Annotated in this window: 18 protein-coding genes; 6 read left to right on the forward strand and 12 right to left on the reverse strand. The window is 49.9% G+C overall.

All coding sequences use genetic code 11. From position 1 onward, the window contains the following. Positions 1-60 precede the first annotated feature (60 nt). Positions 61-1047: a TDT family transporter gene (locus DYD62_RS16780; protein WP_115228567.1), complete on the reverse strand. Its 987-nt coding sequence runs from the start codon at positions 1045-1047 to the stop codon at positions 61-63. Positions 1048-1144: 97 nt separating this feature from the next. Between DYD62_RS16780 and DYD62_RS16785 the strand changes: the two genes are divergently transcribed. Together DYD62_RS16785 and DYD62_RS16790 are read left to right on the forward strand one after the other, a co-directional pair. After that, positions 1145-2029, forward strand: a complete 885-nt coding sequence (locus DYD62_RS16785; protein WP_115228323.1) for a LysR substrate-binding domain-containing protein — start codon at positions 1145-1147, stop codon at positions 2027-2029. Positions 2030-2133: 104 nt separating this feature from the next. Continuing rightward, the gene (locus DYD62_RS16790) at positions 2134-3897 is read left to right on the forward strand and encodes a SulP family inorganic anion transporter (RefSeq protein ID WP_165928777.1); all 1764 of its coding nucleotides are present in this window, start codon (positions 2134-2136) and stop codon (positions 3895-3897) included. On the opposite strand, the gene DYD62_RS16795 is transcribed toward DYD62_RS16790, so the two are convergent. The 8 genes from DYD62_RS16795 to DYD62_RS16835 form a co-directional block, all read right to left on the reverse strand. Next, complete coding sequence (locus DYD62_RS16795; protein WP_115228569.1) at positions 3800-4513, reverse strand: anaerobic ribonucleoside-triphosphate reductase activating protein; 714 nt, start codon at positions 4511-4513, stop codon at positions 3800-3802. The genes DYD62_RS16790 and DYD62_RS16795 overlap by 98 nt on opposite strands. Beyond that, on the reverse strand, positions 4513-4692 hold the full coding sequence (gene nrdD / locus DYD62_RS16800) for an anaerobic ribonucleoside-triphosphate reductase (RefSeq protein WP_115228570.1): 180 nt from the start codon (positions 4690-4692) through the stop codon (positions 4513-4515). The genes DYD62_RS16795 and nrdD overlap by 1 nt, the downstream gene beginning before the upstream one ends. Positions 4693-4822: 130 nt before the next feature. Continuing rightward, positions 4823-6817, reverse strand: coding sequence for a ribonucleoside triphosphate reductase (locus DYD62_RS16805; RefSeq protein WP_115228571.1), 1995 nt, complete (start codon positions 6815-6817; stop codon positions 4823-4825). A gap of 157 nt (positions 6818-6974) precedes the next feature. Next, on the reverse strand, positions 6975-7238 hold the full coding sequence (locus tag DYD62_RS16810) for a hypothetical protein (RefSeq protein ID WP_115228572.1): 264 nt from the start codon (positions 7236-7238) through the stop codon (positions 6975-6977). 65 nt (positions 7239-7303) lie between these two features. Further along, positions 7304-8032 (reverse strand): adenosylcobinamide-GDP ribazoletransferase, encoded by a 729-nt coding sequence (gene cobS, locus DYD62_RS16815; protein ID WP_115228573.1) that lies wholly within the window; start codon positions 8030-8032, stop codon positions 7304-7306. Positions 8033-8389: 357 nt separating this feature from the next. Further along, a complete protein-coding gene (locus tag DYD62_RS16825) occupies positions 8390-9004 on the reverse strand; it encodes a histidine phosphatase family protein (protein WP_165928776.1) in 615 nt (204 codons plus the stop codon). Positions 9005-9365: 361 nt separating this feature from the next. Continuing rightward, entirely contained in the window at positions 9366-10403 is a 1038-nt protein-coding gene (gene cobT / locus DYD62_RS16830) for a nicotinate-nucleotide--dimethylbenzimidazole phosphoribosyltransferase (RefSeq protein ID WP_115228576.1), read from the reverse strand. 85 nt (positions 10404-10488) lie between these two features. Beyond that, the gene (locus tag DYD62_RS16835; protein ID WP_115228577.1) at positions 10489-11091 is read right to left on the reverse strand and encodes a GGDEF domain-containing protein; all 603 of its coding nucleotides are present in this window, start codon (positions 11089-11091) and stop codon (positions 10489-10491) included. A 73-nt stretch (positions 11092-11164) separates the two neighbouring features. On the opposite strand from DYD62_RS16835, the gene waaC reads away from it, so the two are divergent. Next, complete coding sequence (gene waaC, locus DYD62_RS16840) at positions 11165-12115, forward strand: lipopolysaccharide heptosyltransferase I (RefSeq protein ID WP_115228578.1); 951 nt, start codon at positions 11165-11167, stop codon at positions 12113-12115. A gap of 67 nt (positions 12116-12182) precedes the next feature. Beyond that, entirely contained in the window at positions 12183-13445 is a 1263-nt protein-coding gene (gene waaA, locus DYD62_RS16845; protein ID WP_115228579.1) for a lipid IV(A) 3-deoxy-D-manno-octulosonic acid transferase, read from the forward strand. A 161-nt stretch (positions 13446-13606) separates the two neighbouring features. On the opposite strand, the gene DYD62_RS16850 is transcribed toward waaA, so the two are convergent. Next, positions 13607-14458 carry a DMT family transporter gene (locus tag DYD62_RS16850; protein WP_115228580.1) on the reverse strand — a complete coding sequence of 284 codons (852 nt, stop codon included), beginning with the start codon at positions 14456-14458 and terminating at the stop codon, positions 13607-13609. 250 nt (positions 14459-14708) lie between these two features. Between DYD62_RS16850 and parC the strand changes: the two genes are divergently transcribed. Together parC and DYD62_RS16860 are read left to right on the forward strand one after the other, a co-directional pair. Then, positions 14709-17075: a DNA topoisomerase IV subunit A gene (parC, locus tag DYD62_RS16855; protein ID WP_115228581.1), complete on the forward strand. Its 2367-nt coding sequence runs from the start codon at positions 14709-14711 to the stop codon at positions 17073-17075. Between the two features lie 8 nt (positions 17076-17083). Then, positions 17084-17602 (forward strand): M15 family metallopeptidase, encoded by a 519-nt coding sequence (locus tag DYD62_RS16860; protein ID WP_115228919.1) that lies wholly within the window; start codon positions 17084-17086, stop codon positions 17600-17602. Positions 17603-18021: 419 nt separating this feature from the next. On the opposite strand, the gene DYD62_RS16865 is transcribed toward DYD62_RS16860, so the two are convergent. After that, a complete protein-coding gene (locus DYD62_RS16865) occupies positions 18022-18978 on the reverse strand; it encodes an AraC family transcriptional regulator (RefSeq protein WP_115228582.1) in 957 nt (318 codons plus the stop codon). 16 nt (positions 18979-18994) lie between these two features. Beyond that, positions 18995-19840, reverse strand: coding sequence for a bifunctional hydroxymethylpyrimidine kinase/phosphomethylpyrimidine kinase (gene thiD / locus DYD62_RS16870; RefSeq protein WP_115228583.1), 846 nt, complete (start codon positions 19838-19840; stop codon positions 18995-18997). Positions 19841-19891: the final 51 nt, after the last annotated feature.

Raw genomic sequence — 19891 nt, forward strand, 5'->3', positions numbered from 1 at the left:
TCCATAGAAAAAGGCCGCAGCAGCGGCCTTTTTTAATTCACTCAGATGACTCAACCCTTATTATCTGTGCAGCAACTGCCCTGCTTTAAATGTAACTACATCATCTTTTGCCATAAAAAATATCGCATACCGCAGCGCCACATAGCCCACAACCACGGTGGCAATGCCTAATTCAAACTGCGCCAGCCATTGAATCTGATTCACATAAGCAGCAGCAAATTCCCATTGCCCAAGCAGGTGACTCACTTTAAACAGCGCCGTAGCACCAATTACCAGCGGGAAAGTAAATGCAGCATAGCCTGGTGAAAAGGGCAGAATCAGCAGCTTGAAAAAGGCGAGGTAGATAATGCCTGTCATCAGCACCGCAATCCCGAATAACAGAGCCACAATCAGCAGCGATGGCTCGGTGGTCACGGTTAAGTAGCCCGCAAGTGAGAGGCTGGCAGGGGCAGCCAGAATGGCGATGGTTGGCTTGGCCGCATCAGGTACTTCATGGCTGAAAATCAAACGGTAGAGCATCAGCGGCAGCATCACTGCGTAGCAAAATATCCCAAACCACAGCAAGCCATTTGCTAGAGCGGCAAATTGCCCGCCAGGAAAAGCCACATCCGCAACGATAATCCCTACCGGTGGCACAAACCAGCTTGGCACCATATGGTGAATTTCAAAGTCTTTAGCCCGATGCCAGATAAACGTCGCCAGAAACACCATATGCAAGATCACGGCAAATAGCCAAAGACCCTCAGCAAAAGCGGGAGCAAAGTGACCTGATGCCTTTGACACCACCATCGTAGCCATTGCAAAGGTTGGAACCACGCTGCCAACCACAGGGTGGGCTAAATCTTTCAGCAGTAAACGGGGGTGAAGCACAAATTTGAAAGCTAGAATAAGTAACAGCACTGAGGCGATCACAGCGCCTGATAGCTGAGCATAACCAGAAAAATCGCCAGCGTTTTCCCAACACCACCCAAGGCTGGCAAGGCCTAAAGCTAAACCCGCCATTGGAGTAGGAGCGGCGGCAAGTAATTGATGAATTCGCTTAAACATACGACGACCTTCTTATTTATTGCAGTACAAATAGAATACCGCCCGGATATTGTTTATCATATCTAAATGATTTGAATTAGGCGTTTAGTTAAATCAAATGAAGCTCACTCTGCAACAGCTAAAATCCTTCGCTGCCATTGCCCGCTATGGCAATCTTGGCACGGCAGCCAATGAGCTGTGCCTGAGCAAGGGCGCCATTTCTCAGTCTTTGCAAGAGTTAGAGCGCCAGCTGGCCACACCGTTGTTTGATCGGATACATCCGCGCCTGCAATTAAACGCAGAAGGTAAATTATTACAGCCCGTGGCCGAAGAATTGCTCGCCCGGATGATGGATATTGAAACGATGTTTGCCAGCGATAACGAACCGGTCGGCCAGCTGCGCCTTGGGGCTACCCAAACCATAGGCAACTATCTGCTACCTATTTTGCTGGCACGCACCGAACAAACCACCACACCACGCATATCCATCGCCAATACCCATATCCTGAGCCATGCGCTTGCGCATTTTGAGCTGGATCTCGCCTTGATCGAAGGTGAAAACCATCACCCAGATTTAATCGCCGATCCATGGCTGCAGGATGAAATGTGCATTGTGGCGGCCCCCGCTCATCCATTTGTCAAACAGGCCAAACTGGCTATCTCTGCATTAAGCGGCGAAACATGGGTGCTTCGTGAACCCATGTCAGGTAATCGGGAACAATTTGAGCAACTGATACAGCCACAGCTCAGCACCAGCCGAATCGGATTGGAACTAAATACCCTAGAGGCCGTCATGTTAGCTGTGGAACAGGGGCTGGGCATCAGCTTTATATCCAGGCTGGCAGCACAAGACCGTATCAATAATGGGCGATTAGTTTGCCTCGCCATGCAGCAGCGCTTCCCACGCCAGCTTTACCTTGCATGGCATAAACAAAAATATCACTCCACCGCTTTGCGCAGGTTTATTCAGTTTTGCAGAGATCAGGCAGGGGTGATTTGCTAAGAATAAGCGGCACATCAATACACAACGCTCATCCCCCCCAAGTGGGCAAAATATAACGCTTTGCCTCCCTGAAAAAAACGTTAGCTAAGCAACAGGACCCTGCATTGAACATATTCTTTCTGCGCATTATCCCTGGGCTGGCCATATTTCTAAATTACCCACGGGATTGCTGGCGGCAGGATTTGCTGGCGGGCTTATCGGTGGCCTCCGTCGCGCTGCCGGTGGGCGTGGCCTACGCCCAGTTGGCGGGAATGAGCCCGATTGCTGGCCTATATGCCAGCATTCTGCCCATGGTGGCTTATGCGCTGTTTGGCTCTTCTAGGCAATTAATCGTCGGCCCAGATGCCGCGACCTGTGCCATGGTGGCTTCTACCTTGCTGCCGATGGCAATGGGAAATTCTGAGCTGTATATCTCGCTTTCAGTGGCTTTGGCGCTGATTACCGGGCTGTTTTGCCTGCTCGCTAGCCGCTTTAAGCTGGGGTTTCTGGCCGACTTCTTATCCCCGCCCATTCTGGCTGGTTTTTTAAACGGTGTAGCAATCAGTATTGCACTGGGGCAGCTAGGTAAATTGCTGGGATTTACTTTTCATAAACACGATTTTATTGGCCGGATTCTGGAGCTGCCAGATCGCCTGCCCGAGCTGCATCCAGCCACAGCAGTCATTGGCCTTGGTACGCTGTTAGCCATTCAAGTTATTAAACGCCTACTGCCTAAGCTGCCCACCGCCCTTGTTGCCATGGGGCTGGCAGGGTTAATCATCTTTAGTCTGAATTTACAAAATGCAGGCATCGCCATTATCGGCTTATTGCCAGCTGGCCTACCCACCTTGCACTGGCCCACTATTCCCCGGGCCCATCTGGGTGAATTACTCGGGGCAGGAGCGGGGCTGGCACTGATCAGCTTTAGCAGCGCCATTCTGACTGCCCGCAGCTTTGCCGCAAAAAATCGCTACGAGATCGATGCAGACAGGGAATTTACCGCGCTGGGTATGGCCAATATTGCAGCGGCGTTTTCACAGGGCTTTGTGATTAGCGGCGCGGATTCCAGAACGGCGGTGAATGATAATGCCGGTGGTAAGACTCAAATGGTAAGCCTAGTCGCAGCGGCGACCATCGCCATTGCCATCGCGCTATTTACCGCCCCGCTGCAATATGTGCCGATTGCCGCACTGGCCGCCGTGCTGATTACCGCCTCGTTTGGGCTGATGAGTTTTGCCAATTTTATTTATTTTCGCCAAGCCAGCCGTGGCGAATACGGCATTGCCATCCTCACCGTGATTGGCGTGGCCTGTGTAGGCGTGATGCAGGGCATGCTATTTGCCGTGTTAATGGCTACGCTAAGGCTGCTGATTAAGCTGGCCCGGCCACATGAAAGCCTACTGGGTATATATCCTGGCAAAACCAGCTTTCACGACCTATCCCACCATCCTGGCGCAGCCCCCATTGATGGCATGTTGGTGTATCGCTTTGATGCCTCGCTTAATTTCTTTAACGCCAATTACTTCCGCCAGCGGGTTTTATCTTTAGCCGATGGTGCCTCGCCCCATGTTTCATGGGTGGTGCTGGATACCGTGCCGATTAATCAAATTGATATCGCAGGCATCGAAGCGATCATTATTTTGCAAAGAGATTTAAAAGAGCGCGGCATCGCCCTAGCCCTAGCAGGGCGCAAAAAACAAACCGAGTTTATCGCCGCCCGTCACCATAAACTGGATGAGTTACAAGCCAACTTTTTGATTTTCTCCAGCGTAAAACAAGCTTACAGGGCATTCAGGCAACAAGTGTTGGTACAAACTCAAATGATGCAAACTGCTGCTCAATTGCCACTAAAGTGGCAGGCAGAGGAAAATGAAGCTGCGCAGAATTAATCAAAGCAGGCTCGATACAACCAGCAGGCCTGAAGGATTGCAAGACATAGCGCTGCACCCCTGCTTTGCTTAATATTTGGGCAAGGTGAATTAGCTCATCCTCGCTATGCAGGCTGGGGTGAATAGTACTACGGCATTCCAGCGCCACCTTACTCGCCAGCAGCAGCTTTAATGAGGCACTGGCCACAGCACCACTACCAGTAACGGTGGTGATTTTTTCGTAAAGCATAAAATCGCTTTTGATATCAAAACCCACCCAATCCAGATAGGGCAGGCATTCCTGCAAACGCTTGGGATAAGCGCCGCCGCTATGCAGGCCAATGTTGAAACCCAGCGCTTTTACAGCACTCATCATTTCAGGTAAACGCGGCTCGGTCAGTGGCTCGCCCCCCGAAAAAACCACCGCATCCAAAAGGCCGCGGCGCGTTTTTAGCCAGATCAGAATTTCATCCCACTGTGGTGCTGCATCGTGCTGCTCTCGCGCTTGCAGATGCGGATTATGACAGTAGCCACAGCGCCAAGGGCAGCCCGCCAGAAACACTACGCAAGCCAGCTTGCCGGGATAATCACAGCTAGAAAACGGCACTAGGCCGCCAATCTTGGCCGCGGGCATCATTATTGAGCGGTATTACATTCGTTAAAGAATTGTCTTTCTTTAAACTCGCCTTTCTTACCAATATTAAAACTGCTCACCGGCCGGTGATACCCCATCACCCGAGTCCAGATCTCGCAGCGAGTACGTTCTTCATCTTTAAGCTCAGGGGCCAGCTTGGTTTGAACCGATAAATCACTCATGATGGATCCTTTTTCTCAAATATTCGAAATCAACAAATATGGGCTACTGCATCAGTTTGATGCACTTATTCCCCCTTTTTACAAAGGGGGAAGCCACAGCACTGAAGTACACGCTAATGTGTGTAGATGCTTATGCAGCAGCACAGCTCTTCTTCGCCAGCAACTCGCCATCGCATTTCGGGCAAAACTCGTGGTGGCCGCTTAGATAGCCGTGTTTCGGGCAGATAGAGAAGGTGGGCGTGATGGTGATATAGGGCAGGCGGTAGTTGGTCAGCGCTTTTTTCACCAGTGCTTTGCATGCGGCGGGGCTGGAAATCGCCTCGTTCATATACAGATGCAGCACCGTGCCGCCGGTGTATTTGCGCTGTAATTCCTGCTGACGGCCCAAGGCTTCGAACGGATCATCGGTAAAGCCCACCGGCAGCTGGCTGGAGTTGGTATAGAAGGGCTGCTCCACCGTGCCTGCTTGCAAGATATCGGGGTAAAACTTCTTATCTTCTTTAGCAAAGCGATAAGTCGTGCCTTCGGCGGGCGTGGCTTCCAGATTATAAAGATGGCCGGTTTCTTCTTGAAACTCGCTCATTTTGGCGCGGATATGATCCAGCAAACGAATCGCTAAGGCATAGCCTTCTGGGCTACTGATATCGTCTTGATCATCGCTAAAATTGCGAATCATCTCGTTAATACCGTTCACGCCAAGCGTGCTGAAGTGATTACGCAGCGTGCCTAAATACCGTTTGGTATAGGGATATAGGCCGCCATCAATTAAACGACCGATCAGTTTGCGTTTAATTTCTAAAGATTGCTTGGCCAGCTCCATCAGCGTATCAATCCGCGCCAAGAGGCCTACTTCATTGCCTTTAAATTCATAACCAATTCGCGCGCAATTAATGGTGACCACACCCAGCGAGCCGGTTTGCTCGGCCGAGCCAAATAAGCCATTGCCACGCTTTAAAAGCTCGCGCAGATCAAGCTGCAAGCGGCAGCACATGGAGCGCACCATATGCGGCTCTAGATCCGAATTTAAAAAATTCTGGAAATAGGGCAGGCCATACTTAGCGGTCATTTCAAACAAAAGATCGGTATTGGGGTGATCCCAGGCAAAATCTTTGGTTATGTTGTAGGTGGGAATCGGGAAAGTAAACACCCGCCCCAAGGCATCGCCTTCCATCATCACTTCGATATAGGCACGGTTAATCATATCCATTTCGGTTTGCAAATCGCCGTAGCTAAATGGCATTTCCTTGCCACCCACATAGGGGATTTGTTCGCGCAAATCTTCTGGGCAAATCCAATCGAAAGTCAGATTAGTAAATGGTGTTTGCGTGCCCCAGCGGCTGGGCACATTCAGGTTGTAAATCAGCTCTTGGATATACTGCTTTACCTGCGTGTATTGCAGATTATCTGCACGAATAAACGCCGCCATATAGGTATCAAATGAGCTGAACGCCTGAGCACCCGCCCATTCATTTTGCAAAGTGCCTAAGAAATTAACAATCTGGCCAATGGCTGCAGAAAAATGCTTAGGCGGTTTAGCCTCAACCTTGCCCGGCACGCCATTAAAACCCTCTTGCAAGAGGCGGCGCAAAGACCAGCCCGCACAATAACCAGACAACATGTCCAAATCATGAATATGCATGGCACCAGAGCGATGCGCCTCGCCAATAGCGGGCGGATAAACATGGCTTAACCAGTAATTGGCAATCATCTTGCCACTGGTATTTAAAATCAGCCCGCCCAAGCTCCAGCCCTGATTGGCATTGGCATTGACCCGCCAGTCAGATTGATCCAAGTATTCATTAATCGACGATTCAACATCCACCACCGTACGCACATCCGAGCGCAAACGCGCATGCTGGCTGCGGTAAGCAATAAAAGCGCGGGCGGTTTTTAAATAATGATATTGCAGCAGCGCTTCTTCAGCCTGATCCTGAATCTGCTCGATGGTGGGGGTGAGATCACCCTGCAAGCGGCTGCTAATCAGCGTGCTTAAGCGTGTCGCTTCTGCCTCATCAAATTCGCCCGTCACCCGGCTGGCACTGAGCAGGGCAAGGCGGATTTTATCCATATCAAAAGGCACGATGCGGCCATCGCGTTTAAGCACATACTGCGGATCTATAGTCATTTTTCCCCACCTGGATCAGGGTAGAATATTTTCACAGACCACAATATATGGTGTTTTAAACCTATGTGCTTAGCTAGATATAGGGTATTTGACCAGAATCAAATACTTTCAGATTAGGCTTGCAGAGCGGGCAGAATGCCCCTTCGGATCAGAAAAATTAGTAATCAGGCTGGCCGTGTGCGGTCAGAATATAATCGTTTTTTAACAGATCCATTGGCTCGGCCACATAGGGTTGCAGCAGGGCAATACGGGCGGCATCCAGCATATAAGAGAGCTTCATTTCAGGATCTGGCTTATCTTGCTCATGGCGAAACATGCTGAATAAAAACTCAACGCTGATAGTTTCGGCAATGGCCAAATGGCCGATAAAGCCGCCATCCATGCCTTTTTCCCAGACTTCAATATTGCGGATAATTTTCATAAACCATTCCTATAAACATCAAAATCAACGTTTTTACAGGGTGCGCAACCGTATCGCTGCACGCCTTATATGATCAGAACAAGCACGCAAAATAATAAGCCCGTTTCAGTTATCTCTATTCCCGCTCCCAGGCAATCCCCTGTCATCCCGCCTAATTTATGCATCAACCACTTGGCATAAGCCAAAATCAGCAGAGGAGCCAGCATTAATGCTGGGGCAATCCAATAGGATGCCAGCAAAAGCACTGCCAAAAGAATATACAGCGACCAGCTGGTTTTTTGCCAGGCAAATTGCTCGGCCATGCCAGGGGCTAAAGCGGGTAAACGGCTCCAATACAAAACACCAAAGCGTGCCCATGCGGGGATCAACAACAACGCCAAGCATTCTTGTTGTCTAGCCAGCAGCATTAAGAGCACCAGCTTAGCAGCAGACTGGCAAATCAGAGCCAACACGCCAAAGCTGCCCAGATGCGGATCTTTCAGCACCGCCAAAAACCGTTCCGGATCACGATGCGCAGCGCCTAAACCATCCGACATATCAGCAAGGCCATCTAAGTGCAGCCCGCCGGTAATCCATGTCCAAAGTAAAAAACCCGCCAAAGCAGCGAGCCAAGGGTCTGCTTTGGCAGCAAGAAACACCATCGCAGTTAAAAACGCACCAATCAACAAGCCAACCACAGGAAACCACGGCGCAGCAGCGGCAAGTAAAGTCGGCTCAAATTGACGAATCTGCGGCGTTGGCAGGCGGGTTAAAAACTGCACCGCCAGCACGGGCTCGCGCCAGTCAAATTTCATGATTTCACCGCCAAATATATCTGTACAGCGGGCGATGCTAAGTAATTTGATTTTTTATTAACACACAAAGAAAAAGCATAATCACTGTGATCTTGGCATAGGGCTTTAAAATACCCCTGAAGCACGCCGAAGCGAGGAATAAGCAGCTCGGGGTTTCGGAAAAGGGGTAGCGAGGCAGCGAGCGCGCAGCCTTTTTCGCCGAGCTGATTATCCGCAGTGAGGGGCCTTCGTGCTGTTCGGGGCGGCCTTCTTTGCTTCCTTTCTTGGCCGTTCAAGAAAGGGAGTCCCCTGCGGGGATGCCGCTCCAAAATCAACGTGCCGAAGGTACTAAAAAGATCTTTTAGAATTTGGCGAATTTCACTCACCCTGCAAAACTTCATTATCAATTCCCTGCAAAACAGGCGGATATTCATCATCCCAATAAAGCGTAATCATCCCCGCGTGCGCCAGCCAAAACTGGCTGTGCCGCGCTGCGGGCAGGCCCAGCCAATCCAGTAATAAGGCTTTAGCCACACCACCATGGGTAATCAATACCCTATGGTCCCCATGGACAGCTTGCAACCATAAGCGGCAAGCTGCATTTACCCGAGCAGAGAAACTCGCCCAGCCTTCAATACCAGCCCCCGTATAACTCTCAGGATTATGTGACCAAAGCGCCCAAGCAGCCTGTTGCTGCTCGCTCCATTGAGGCTTGGCTAAACCATCCAATTCGCCAAAACACATTTCGCGCAAATTGTGGTTAATATGGCAATTCAGCCCAGTTTTTTCCGCCAACTGCTGAGCAAAGCCCGCACAGCGGCCAAGATCAGAGCTAGCAATACTACTTGGAGGAAAGCGAACAAAGTGATCATTGCGGCTAGCCATTTGCTGCTCGCCCAAGGCCGACAAGGGCAAATCGGTATGACCGATTAACATCCCCTTTGGGGCAACCGTAGCGCCATGCCGCAAAAGTGTAAGGCGGAAACTACTCATGATTTCATACCGAAAACTTGCAAAAGATCTGTAAATACAGAGAAACATGAGAATACTAAGCACACAAAGAAACTGAGCTAAGAATTTGGCTTACTTCACGCCCTCTCAATACGGTTCCGAATTATAAAAGCGCTTCAGCTTTAAGCTAATGGAGCCAAACCTTGAACCAGAGGAACACAATAGATTCAATGGTTTTCTCTGTAGCCTCGTTTTACTCTGTGGTTCAAGGTTTGGCCCTATGGCTAACTGAAGATTCTTACTCATCAGAATACGATTTCACTCTTCTGTTTTCTCTGTGTACTCGGTGTTCTCACCGATCTCTGTATCTACAGAACTAAGGTTTTTCCAGAAAAAAGGACGCTTACTTTGTCGTAATTCCTGCTGATGAAAACGTGGCCATATCGCGGTGCAGGGCGAGGGCGCTTTGGATAAGGGGGAGGGTGAGTGCAGCACCACTGGCTTCGCCTAAACGCAGGCCCAGTTGCAAGATGGGCTCTAGCTGCAAGGCCGCCAGCGCATGACGATGGCCTTTTTCATCGGAGCAATGGCTGGCCAGCAGCCAATCGGCTACTTCAGGCTTATTCTTTACCGCCACCAGCGCAGCAGCTGTCGTAATAAAGCCATCGAGTAAAGCCGGAATGCCCGCTTCGGCAGCGCCAGTATAAAAACCCGCCAGAGCGGCGATTTCTAAACCGCCAACTTGCATCAGCCAGTCTTTAGCAGTCACGGCACCTGCAGCACGGGCACGGGCCAGTGCGTCTTTGACCACTTGAACTTTATTCTCACGGCTTTGGGCTGTAATGCCTGTGCCAAGGCCAACAATGTCTATCGGATCGATATCAGTCAGCGCACAAATCAGCGCCGCAGCAGCGGTGGTATTGCCTATACCCATTTCGCCGCCAATCAAAAGCGTTTTGCTGCGCACCAGGCCTTCTTGTGCACTGCCCACACCGATAGCCCATGCCTTATTGCATTCTTGTTCACTCATTGCAGGCTCAAGACGCAAATTTGCAGTACCGGCACGCACAGGCACTCTAAATAGCTGGGCACTGCTGCCTGCCGTTACCGCGTAATTGCTGGCTACACCCACATCAACAACAGACAAACTTGCCCCAGCTTCACGCGCCAGCACACTAATTGCAGCACCACCCGCCACAAAATTAGCCACCATTTGCCCGGTAACTTCAGCAGGGAAGGCAGATACCCCTTCGGCAGCCACACCATGATCAGCAGCAAAAACCACAATCGCAGGCTGCAAGCGGGCAGGCATCGCCGAATTTGAGCGCGCAGCAAACCAGATTGCCAACTCTTCAAGCTTGCCTAAGCTGCCCTGCGGCTTAGTTAATTGGGCCTGATGAAGTTGTGCGGCAGAAGCAAGCACTTGATTTGGAGTAGACATAGAAGGGGCCAGGCAAAAAGAATGCACCGTAGACGATGCACATTCATCATGCAAGCAGAGAGTAGAGGGCGTCTGACTTAAAGCATTAATACATCACTTTATTCGGACCTGTTGTCATTGCTTTTTGTAATGCAGTATCTGCAGCTAATAATAAATCTTCTGTGCTATCCATTTCTGTCTGAGTCTGCGCCACGCCAATACATACAGTCATGGCGAACTCCAGACCATCGGGCATCATGATTCTTTTTTCTTCTGCTTTTCTCCGGATGCGCTCTGCAACAACAATGGCGCCGTCAAGAGGAGTATCAGGCAGCAGCAGGGCAATTTCTTCGCCTGAAAAACGAGCAATCAGATCAAAATCCCGAACACTTTGCCTGCAGGCTTGAGCAATATGCTGTAAAGCCAAATCACCTCCAATCTGGCCATATGTTTTATTCAGGTTTCGTAAATCATCAACATCAATAATTAAAGCACTAAGCGGATTAGAAAAACGCTGACTGCGATTAATCTCACGCGCGGCAATATCCAAAAAATGCCGCCTGCTGGATAAACCAGTAAGAGGATCTTTACCGATTAATTCTGTGAGCTTTATTTTCTGCATGCGGCGTATCCGCTCGCTCCGCAGCCATAAGCCAAACATCAGCAGCGCCAATGCCCAAGGTATAAAAAGTATGATTTTATCGATCATTATTAACTAATCCAGTAACAATGCGTCTTTGTCAGTGTAGTTCTTATAAAGCAAGTGCGGGTAGAATGCTGCCATGTTTCAGACCCTCATTATTCGTCTCTCCTCGATGGGAGACATCATTCATAATTTTCCTGCTCTTAGCGATTTAGCAAGGCACCGGCCCGACATTGCCATCGATTGGGTGGTAGAAGAGAGCTTTGCGGCCTTACCCGCTTTACACCCTGCAGTACGTACGGTGATTCCCACCGCATTAAGACGTTGGCGTAAAGCACCGCTTAAATCAAAAGCAGAATTTATTCACTTTCGCCGCAAATTACGCCATTACCAATATGATTTAATTATTGATTCACAAGGCTTAATTAAAAGTGCCTTTATTGCCAAACAAGCCATTGGACCAATTAGCGGTTACGACAAAGCATCAGCAAGGGAAGGCTTAGCCAGCCTAGCGTATCAGCACAAGTATGCTGTGCCACGTAATCAGCACGCCATTCTCAGAAACCGCCAGCTGAGTGCGCAGGTGTTTAACTACAAAATTAATGACACCATCGATTATGGCCTGAATATTCCACAGCTTGATTTACCATGGTGCCCGGCTCAAAGCTATGCGGTACTGCTTTCTGCAACCAGCCGCAGCGATAAAGAATGGGCAGAAGAAAACTGGATTACGCTGGGTACACGCCTGAATGCAATGGGAATCAGCAGCGTGCTGCCTTGGGGTAATGAGCAAGAGCAAGAACGCAGCCTGCGTCTGGCTTCCGCCATCCCCAATGCGGTTTGCCCGCCAAAGATGAACTTAGCCGAAGCGGCATCACTTCTGGCATCCAGCCGGATTGTGGTGGGAGTAGATACTGGGCTTGCCCATCTTGCTGCAGCCGTTGCTGTGCCTGTAGTCGCTATTTTTTGTGCATCCGATCCGCAGCTCACCGGCGTTCTGGCCAGCAGCTATGCCATTAATTTAGGTAGCAATGGTGCACCACCCAGCTTGGAATCTGTCTGGCAAGCCACGCTGGATGGCATGAAATGAGCCGCGAGAAGCTACGTTGCATGGCTCAGTTTACCCACCATCTAACAAATCGAACTGGAGATAGAGCATGAGCCGCTGGCTTTATCGCGCTCTACTCTGCTGCGCTTTTCCTCTCATCTTTTTATATCTGCTCAAACGCTCTGGACGCCAGCCTGCTTACCGCCAGCACTGGCTAGAGCGGCTGGGCTTTTATAAGAGTACAGCAAATAGCGCGCCGCTAATTTGGCTGCACGCAGTATCCGTGGGCGAAACCCGTGCGGCAGCGCCCTTAATCTTTGCACTGAAAACAGCCTATCCACAGCACCGGTTTTTAATCAGCTGCATGACGCCAACAGGCCGTGCTACCGCGCAAGAGTTATTTGCCGACTTAGCCGAAATTATCTATCTGCCTTATGACTATCCCAGCGCAGTAGGGCGCTTTTTAAAGCATTTTCAGCCCAGCTTTGGCGTACTGATGGAAACCGAAATCTGGCCGAATCTGATCCATGCATGTGCAGATCACAAGATGCCCTTATTTTTAGCCAATGCGCGTTTATCCGAAAAATCGCTCAAGGGCTATTTAAAAGTCAGCTCACTCATCAAGCCTGCTGTAGCTCGCCTTGCCGGTGTATTGGCACAAAGCGAAATGGATGCCGCACGCTTAAAGCAATTAGGCAGCAGCAACACGCATATTGTTGGCAATATCAAATTTGATAATCTGCCCGATGAAAGCGCCATCAGCCATGGGCTAAGCTGGCGTTCCAACTTTGGATCCCGCAATGTGCTGCTGTTTGCATCCAGCCGGGATGGTGAAGAAACACTGCTGCTTGATGCTCTGGCAAACTGGCCAGAATCAATGCTACTCATTTTGGTACCACGCCATCCACAACGCTTTGATGAAGTTGCTACGCTTATAGAATCCCGTGGTTTACCACTGCTCAGGCGCAGTGCATGGGATGAGGGGCCTGTAGCAAGCCATGTGCAAGTTTTGCTAGGTGACTCGATGGGGGAAATGACGCGCTACTACGCCGCAAGCGATCTGGCCATTATCGGCGGCTCCATCCTGCCCTTTGGCAGCCAGAACCTGATAGAAGCCTGCGCCCTAGGTACACCCGTATTACTGGGCCCATCTACCTACAACTTTAGTCAGGCCGCAACGGAAGCCATCGCCAGCCAAGCCGCATGGCAGGGCGATGACGCCCAAGCCATCATCCAGCAAGCCAAGTATTTGCTTGCCCATGCAGATGAGTGCAAAGCCATGGGGCAAGCAGGCAAAACCTTTGCCAGTGCACACCGGGGCGCTACTCAAAAACTGCTTTCTTATTTGCCTCTTTGCATACCAAAATATTGAAATACAAAAATTTGCAGGGTAGACACAATAGCGTGTCCGCCCTGCAAATATTATGCACCCACAGAAAAACCTAAACTGATCAAATGATTTTCTCCGTGAAACTCCGTGTTCACTGTGACCTCCATGGTCCAAGAATTGGGTTTTCGCGGTACGCCCTTAATTTACCCCCTCCCTTTCTGCGCCAGCAAATGCACCGCCAGCCCCAGCAAAATACACGCCGTTCCCCAAATCAAAGACCCCGAAACTTCTTCGCCATTCAAGCTGTATCCCATCCATAAAGCCGTCGCAGGCGTAATCAGTGAAATAAGTGACACAGTAATTGGCTTGCATTCGCGGATCAGCCAGTAATACAAACTAAAGCCCAGTACCGAGCCAAACACCGCTAAATAGGCAATTGCAACGAAGCTTTGCCTAGGAAAAGTTAAATTTGTGACATCGGTTTGCCATACGCACACTGCGCTCAGCACCACCGTTGCAATGCTTAATGCCCCTGCATTCACCGCAAGTGGCGACTGCCCGGCGGCTAGTTTTTTAAGTTTTACTGCCGCCGCAGCCTGTATCAATACCGCGAGCAGCACCACCGCCACACCTGCTACGCCAGCTGAATTTAACTTTTCAGCAAAAATAATCAGCAAGCCAGTGATACCAATCATCATGGCCAGTACTTCAAAGCGACGTAATTTTAAGCCCAGCCATAGCCATGAAAAACCGGCCGTAGCTAAAGGGATCAAACCAAACAGCACCGCAACTAAACCAGACGATACGGTTTGTGATGCCCAATAAACGCAGAGCATGGCCAAAGAGGTAGCAATGCCAGCACAGGCACTGGCTGGCCAGCTGCTGGCAGGTATTTTTTGCTTGCAAATGATCAGCACAAGAAGTGCTAAGACAGCAGCCAGACCAAAGCGAGAAGCGAGTGCGGCAGAGTAGGGCACGCCTTGCACGCTCCAGTTAATCGCCAAGGGCGTGGTGGACCAGAGTAAAACCAAAATTAAATACGCTATTTTTTGCATGGATTATTCTTATTTTTTCCACCTTTTACACACGTCAATTTCAACAGAAATAATACAAGACATAAAAAGTGAGTAGATTCGGGCGAGTATCTAGGCATACTATCTTGCCTTCAATGCAGGCCCACTCATACTAAAAGCAAATGCCCCTACTGTTCTGCAAGCAGTTGCAAGGACATTGTGACATTTTGCATGCAGAGTACAGGCTTGATAATTAGCTACAATCCCATCCTCAAATGTTCCACGTGAAACCATGACTCAGCACGATATAGAACCTAATGATGCCGACGAGTTGGAAAGCATCGCAGATCAAGGCCCGCGCCGTTTTGTTGAAGCGCAGATCTCTGCTACTCCAGACGATGCCGAATCCGTACAGCTAGGCTTGTACGCAGAAAAAAGCTATCTCGAATACGCAATGAGCGTGATTAAAAGCCGCGCCTTACCCCAAGTGGAAGACGGGCAAAAACCGGTACAACGTCGCATTCTTTACACCATGCATGGCCTTGGCCTAGTTGCTAACGCCAAGCCGATTAAATCGGCTCGTATTGTCGGTGATGTAATGGGTAAGTACCACCCGCACGGCGATCAATCTGCTTATGACGCGCTGGTACGGATTGCTCAGGACTTTTCGCTGCGCTATCCGCTGATCGATGGTCAGGGTAATTTTGGCAGCCGCGATGGCGATGGTGCTGCAGCGATGCGATACACCGAAGCACGCTTAACACCGATTGCCGAGCTGCTACTGAGCGAGCTGGATAAAGGCACCACCGATTTTGTGCCCAACTACGATGGCGCATTCCAAGAGCCTTCCCTGCTCCCTGCACGCCTGCCTATGCTGCTGCTGAACGGTGCATCGGGGATTGCAGTAGGGATGGCAACGGAAATCCCGGCACACAATCTGGGTGAAGTTGCTGATGCGGCTATTGCGCTGATTAAAAAGCCCACGCTTTCCACCAGCGATTTGCTCACCTATATCCAAGGGCCAGATTTACCCGGAGGCGGGCAGATTATCTCGCCACGCAAGGATATTGTAACGGCCTATGAAAATGGCCGGGGCAGCTTAAAAGTACGCGCCCGTTGGACCAAAGAAGACTTAGCCCGTGGCCAGTGGCAGATTGTGATTCATGAATTGCCACATGGTACTTCCACGCAAAAAGTCCTGGAAGAAATTGAAGATTTAAGCAATCCAAAAATCAAAAAGGGCAAGAAAGCCCTGACCCAGGAACAGATTCAAACCAAGCAGCTGATCCTGTCTTTAATCGATAGGGTGAGGGATGAATCGGGCAAGGAAAACGCCGTTCGCTTGGTTATCGAGCCAAAATCATCAAGGCAAAATCCAGACGATATGATGAAGCTGCTGCTGGCGCACACCGCGCTGGAAAGTGGTTTATCGATCAATATGGTCACCATCGGCCGTGATGGCCGGCCTGGGCAAAAATCACTGCAGCAAGTGATTGCCGAATGGATTTCTTTCCGCTTTGATACCGTTACCCGCCGCACCGAGCATCGCCTGGGGCAGGTGAATGATCGTATGCATATTTTAGAAGGCCGCTTAATTGTCTTCTTAAATATCGACGAAGTGATCCGCATTATTCGTCATAGCGACGAGCCCAAAGCTGCATTGATTGAAGCATTCAATTTAAGCGATCGTCAGGCAGAAGATATTTTAGAAATTCGCCTGCGCCAATTAGCAAGACTGGAAGGCATTAAGCTTGAACAAGAGCTGGCCGATTTAGCAAAAGAAAAAGCCGAGCTTGAGCATCTTTTAGCTACACCAGAAGTCATGCAAAAGCTGATCATTAAAGAAATTGAAGCGGATAAAAAGAAGTTTGCCGATCCGCGCAGAACGCTGATTGTCGAAGCAGAGCGTGCCTCGCTGGAAGTCACGGTAGTGGATGAGCCAGTCACGATTATCTTGTCAGAAAAAGGCTGGATGCGTGCACGTCAGGGCCATGGGCTTGATCTGCAAAACCTAAGTTTTAAAGACGGCGATGCAATGCTGGCCTTTATTGAATGCCGCTCTATTGACCCGATCGCGATGTTTGCCAGCGATGGCCGGGTGTACAGCATTCAAGCCTCGGTGATTCCGGGTGGCAGGGGAGATGGCGTACCTGTTACTACCTTGGTCGATCTGGCAGCTAAATCACAAATTATTCAACTGCTGGCTGCAAAACCACAAGAACACTTAGTGATTGCCAATTCCAGTGGCTATGGTTTTTATTGTTTGTTTGAAAACCTGATGAGCCGCCAAAAAGCAGGTAAAAGCTTCCTGAACCTAGAAGAAGGTGAAACGCTGCTTAAGGTTTCTACCTTTGTTCCACGTGAAACATCGCAAGTTGCTTGTCTCTCCAAAGGCGGCAAGTTACATCTGTTTGCCTTTAGCGAGTTTAAACAACTAACAGGTGGTGGACGTGGTGTGATTACCATGGCGTTGGATGATAAAGACACGCTCTCGGCCATTACAATTTGCGATGGTGTCACTTTACAAATCAATGGTACGGGTAGGGCTGGTAAAGCTGTGGAATGGAAGCTGAATGTCAATGAAATGGCTCCCTACCAAGGAAAACGTGCACGTAAAGGTAAGCCAATCAGCTCAAATCTAAAATTCCCGAGTTTTTGATTATGGCAATGTCCGCCTTGATTGCAGCGGCTTGGGCTGATTTAGGTATTCCACTCGATTTACTTAATCATCGCCCCTTGCAGCTTTTTGAAGAAGCGAGTGAGCTGATTGATGTGTCCATCGCCAGCGATGGCCGTGTATGGCAACTCACCCCAAGTGCAGCAGCAGCATGGCTGGCGATGCAGGCTGCTGCTGGGCTAGAAGGGATTGATATTCAGATTGCCTCGGCGTATCGGGCATCCAGCCGCCAGTGTGAGCTAATTCAAAGAAAGTTATCGCAGGGGCAGGATATTGAGCAGATTTTACAAGTACTTGCCCCGCCCGGCTGCAGCGAACACCACACCGGCCGGGCTGTAGATATCTACCAGCCCGGCGGGCCAGTGGTTGAAGAAGCCTTTGAAGCTACCCCTGCATTTAATTGGTTAAACCTCAACGCCGCACGCTTTGGTTTTAGCCTGTCGTTCCCACGCGGTAATCCATCCGGCTATCTTTATGAGCCTTGGCATTGGTGTTGGCATGATATATAGGGTAGGTGGAACCCGCGTCTTTATTCAAAATTGCTCGCAGATTGCACCCCCATATTCGCTAACTAAATTGTTTTTTCATTAGCAAACAGCGAAAAAAGCATAACAACCAAGCTCTTTGCATAGGGCTTTATAAAATCCCCTTGAAACACGCCGGAGCGAGGAACAAGCAGGGCGGGGTTTCGGCCAGAGGCAGCGAGGCACGAGCGAGTCTCGCCCGCCGCCGACTGTCCACAGCGCAGGGGCCTTCGGGTTTCGTGGGGCGGCCTTCTTTGGCTTCGTTTCTTGGCCGTTCAAAAAAGGAAGGCCCCCGCGGTGGCTACCGCTCCAAAATCAAGGTGCCGAAGGCACTTAAATAGGTCTTTTGACTTTAGTTAGAGCGTATGGGTATCACCCACCCTAAGAATGATGCAATAAGCACTCTATTTATCATTCACCACCGTCGTCACCAGCTTTAACAGCTCTGGCAAAATCTCCGGCAGCCGGTCCTGAATGCTGCGCCCTGGCAGAAGGGGCAGACAAAGATCATAGCGGCCATCGTAATAGCACTCCACCCGCGGCCGCTGCGGGTCCAGCATCCAGCCCGAGTAGGGCAGCCATACCAACATTAAATCACGCCAGCGCGGGCCAATATCTGCTCTCTCCCCAATATGCCTAAACACAGCCCAGCGTCCTGCAGGGCGCTGATACTCACCCAATAGCCTGGGTAATTTAAATTGACGTGAGACAGGCACTGCTACATCGTAGCGACGGCGCTCAGCAGGGGTTGTAGCAGGATCGCTCCAGACTAGGCCAAACCATCGATCAGCCTTAATCTCAAGCGTTTGGCATTGCTCCTGAAAGCTGGCCAAAAACTCTTCTAAATGAAAACCATAATCGCCCACAGCCCGCAGATAGGCCATTCGTTCTGTCGGCCATTCTTCTAATTCGATGCAGCCCTCAACCTCATCCCAGCTCCAGACTCGATCTACATCAGTACCAACAATCGCAGGCCCTGGCCGATAAGACATTGCGCCTAAATTATTAGCAATCCAGCAAATTGCCACAGCCCGCCCGGCACGTAAATCACTGGGCGTAAAACCAAAGCTGCGGCTAAATGCGCGACTGAAAGTGGCTGGTGAAGAAAAACCAACTAAATCGGCTACCTGCCCAATGGATAAATGTGGTGACCATTGCAAAAGCGATGCAGCAACTTCTAAGCGTAATTGCCATAAAAATGCCTGCGGGCTATCGCCATATTCACTTTGAAAGCGGTGGGCTAAATGCCATGGCGAGTAATGAGTGACATCGGCTAAATCAGCCAATTGCAAAGGCGCAGCCAAGCCGCGCACCATGCGATCAATCGCTTTTTCCAACCTTAAGCAAGGGGGATTAGTCATGTTTCACGTGAAACAATTAAAGTGCCTCATCAAGCGGGGTGATCGTTACGTCATCAGCTGGCCTTGCCCAAAAGAAGCGATCAGGTATCTGCTGTCCCATGCCCGGCCGGTAAGCGGCCTGCAGTGTTTGCCAGGTGTAGTCCTGGCCTTCTTTAACCGCTTCGTTTATTTCAGCACCATTGGCCAAAGCACCTGTTAATGCCGCAGCCAGTGTACTGCCTGCTCCGTAAAAACTGCCAGGCAAACGATCCCATGTATCAACGCTGGCCCGCCCCATATCACTGTATAAAGCGTTAATGACCTTAGGCGTATTTTCATGAGCACCGGTAATGAGTACATATTCGCAACCACAATCTAAAATTCGGCTGGCCGCAATATCCAGTGTTAAATCTTCCTGCTCATCCAAATCATCCGAAGCAAGGTGTCTTGCTTCAATGCTATTTAGCGTAACCAGCGTGGTATGAGGCAATAAAAGCTCACGCGTCATAGCCAGTAATTCTTCGTTAGCCAAATGATCCCCAGCCTTAGAGAAAAATACCGGGTCTAATATCAGTGGAATTTCAGGATAATCAGATGCTATCTCAGCGATTACGGTGAGTGTTTCTAAGCTGCCAATTAGGCCTACTTTGATGGCATCCACTTTCATATCTTCAAGAATGCAACGTGCTTGATCTTCTACCCATTCGCTCTCAATAAGTAAAACATCTTGCTCACCTGCGCTATCTTGAATAACGATGCCAGTAATCACTGGTGCCACATGGCAACCCAAGGATGATAAAGCAAGCATATCTGCTGCAAGTCCAGCACCACCGGATGGATCATTACCAGCAAATACAAGCACAATAGGGGGGCTGGTAGTCATGGGGACATTCACTGAATCAGGTAAAATTGAAATTTTATCTTACTTAACAGG

It is taken from the genome of Iodobacter fluviatilis, from assembly GCF_900451195.1.
GTDB classification, from domain to species: Bacteria; Pseudomonadota; Gammaproteobacteria; order Burkholderiales; family Chitinibacteraceae; genus Iodobacter; species Iodobacter fluviatilis.